Source organism: Kytococcus sp. HMSC28H12, assembly GCF_001816045.1.
In the GTDB taxonomy this organism is placed as follows: domain Bacteria; phylum Actinomycetota; class Actinomycetes; order Actinomycetales; family Dermatophilaceae; genus Kytococcus; species Kytococcus schroeteri.
On the sequence record NZ_KV824671.1, the window covers coordinates 1 to 2,066 of the forward strand.

Sequence of the window (2,066 nt, forward strand, 5' to 3'; positions counted from 1 at the left end):
GGGCTTCGTGGACTGGCGCCTGGACGCCGGCGACGACCGCGCCGCGCAGGCCCGCCGCACCGAGGAGGAGCGCCGGCACCCGGCGGAGCTCACCGCATCGACCGCCGGCGGCGAGGCGCTGACGCTCTCGGCCCTGACCACCGACGAGGCCGACCTGGCGCGCGTGGTGGAGGCCTGCCGCGACCCCGAGTCCGTGCGCTGGCTGGGCGGCACCGGACGTATCCATGCTGGCTACTCCCCCACGGACGCGCGGGAGTACGCGGCCGGTCTGGCCCTGGGCGCCCTCACCGGCTCCTGCGTGGGCTGGGCGGTTCGCGACGCTGACGGGCAGGTGCTCGGCATGATCGACGTCCAGGGCATCGGCGAGCGCAACGAGATCGGCTACTGGGTGCACCCGGGCGCCCGCCGCCGCGGTGTGGTCTCGGCCGCGCTCCAGGCGCTCACCCGGCACGCCCTCGCCCCGCGGGAAGCGGGAGGCATGGGCCTGGCACGGCTCACGATCCGCCACGCGGCGGGCAACACGGGCTCGCGGCGCGCCATCGAGGCCGCGGGCTTCCACCGCATCGGCACCGCGCGGCGCCAGGAGCCCATCGGTGACGGCACGGTGGTCGACCACGAGCTCTACGACCTGCTGCCGGAGGACCTCGAGGGCTGAGGCCCGGCCCGTTCCGCACCGGTGCTGATCTCGGCCGGGCACCTCCCCCAGAACCGCACCGGTGCTGAACTCGACTGTCGAGTTCCGCACCGGTGCGGAACTCGGTTCAGTGTCCTACCGAGAACCGCACCGGTGCGGTTCTCGGGATGCGGCACCGGCGCGGGACCCAGGGGGCGACGCCGCTCAGGCCACGGGGTTGGGCGCCGGCTCGGCCCGGTCCACCTGCACCAGGCCGAGCCAGGCCGCCATCTCGGCCAGGGCAACGTCGAGCTCGGGCGCCATCGCCGGGTCCCAGCGCGGCTCGGTGTGCACGGTGGGCGCACGCAGCACTCCGGCGGCGCGGTCGGCCTTGAGGTCCACGCGCGCCACGAGGTCGTCGCCCAGCAGGAAGGGCAGCACGTAGTAGCCGTGCACCCGTTGCGGCGCGGGTGTGTAGATCTCGATGCGGTAGCGCAGCCCCCACAGCGCCTCGGCCCGCTCACGCTGCCAGACCACCGGGTCGAACGGGCTGAGCAGCGCACAGGCCCCCACCGGCCGGGGGCGCGGGGCGTCACGGTGCAGGTACACCGGGGCCGAGGGGGTGGACCACCCAGGCACCTCCACCTCCTGCAGCTCCCCGGTGGCCAGCAGCCGCTCCACGGCCGGACCGGCCTGCGCCACCGAGAGGCGGGCGTAGTCGCGCAGGCACCGCAGGGTGCCGATGCCGTGGGCCCGGGCCGCCCGGGAGACCAGCCGTGTGAAGGCCTCATCCTCGTCCAGCGGCTGCTCCCCCAGCGGCCCGGCGGCCACCACCTCGGGCGGCAGCACGGCCTCGGGCAGCGCGAAGCGGCGCTCGAAGGCCGGCCCCCGCCCGGCGGAGGTGAGCTCGCCGGACCAGAAGAGGTGCTCGCAGGCGGCCTTGACCAGCGACCAGTTCCACCCCCAGTGCTCCCGGCCCACCTCCTCGCGGTGCTCGAGCACGGCCTCCACTCCCGTCGCCGGGAGCGGGCCGCGCTGCGCCACCACCTCGCGCACCTGCTGCACCAGCCCCGGGTGCTCACGGGCCACGGCGCGCATTCCACCCCACGCGTCGCTGTGCGCCCGGCGCATGCGGAAGCCGTAGAGCGGCCAGTCCTCCACCGGCACCAAGGAGGCCTCGTGGGCCCAGTACTCCACGAGGCGGTGGCGGGTCCGGCGCCCGGAGGGGCCGCGGCCGTCGCGCAGGCCGTCGAGGAGCGCCGTGTCGTAGGGGCCCAACCGAGCGAGGAAGGGCAGGTACTGGCTGCGGGCCAGGACGTTCACCGAGTCGATCTGGGTGATGGCCGTGCGCCGGGCCGTGGCCAGCAGGTGAGGCGGCCCCACCGTGGCCGGGCGGGTGCGGCCGAACCCCTGCGAGAGCAGGGCCACGCGCCGCGCCGCCCGCAGCGACAGA

The 2,066-nt window shown here is 75.9% G+C and carries 2 protein-coding genes; one reads left to right on the top strand and one right to left on the bottom strand.

Going from position 1 to position 2,066, the window contains the following annotated elements:
• Positions 1 to 655, top strand: a 655-nt coding sequence (locus tag HMPREF3099_RS10845; protein ID WP_141762136.1) for a GNAT family N-acetyltransferase, incomplete at its 5' end; no start/stop codon positions are given.
• A 183-nt stretch (positions 656 to 838) separates the two neighbouring features.
• On the opposite strand, the gene HMPREF3099_RS10850 is transcribed toward HMPREF3099_RS10845, so the two are convergent.
• Positions 839 to 2,065 (bottom strand): winged helix-turn-helix domain-containing protein, encoded by a 1,227-nt coding sequence (locus HMPREF3099_RS10850; RefSeq protein WP_141762137.1) that lies wholly within the window; start codon positions 2,063 to 2,065, stop codon positions 839 to 841.
• Between the last annotated feature and the right edge of the window lies 1 nt (position 2,066).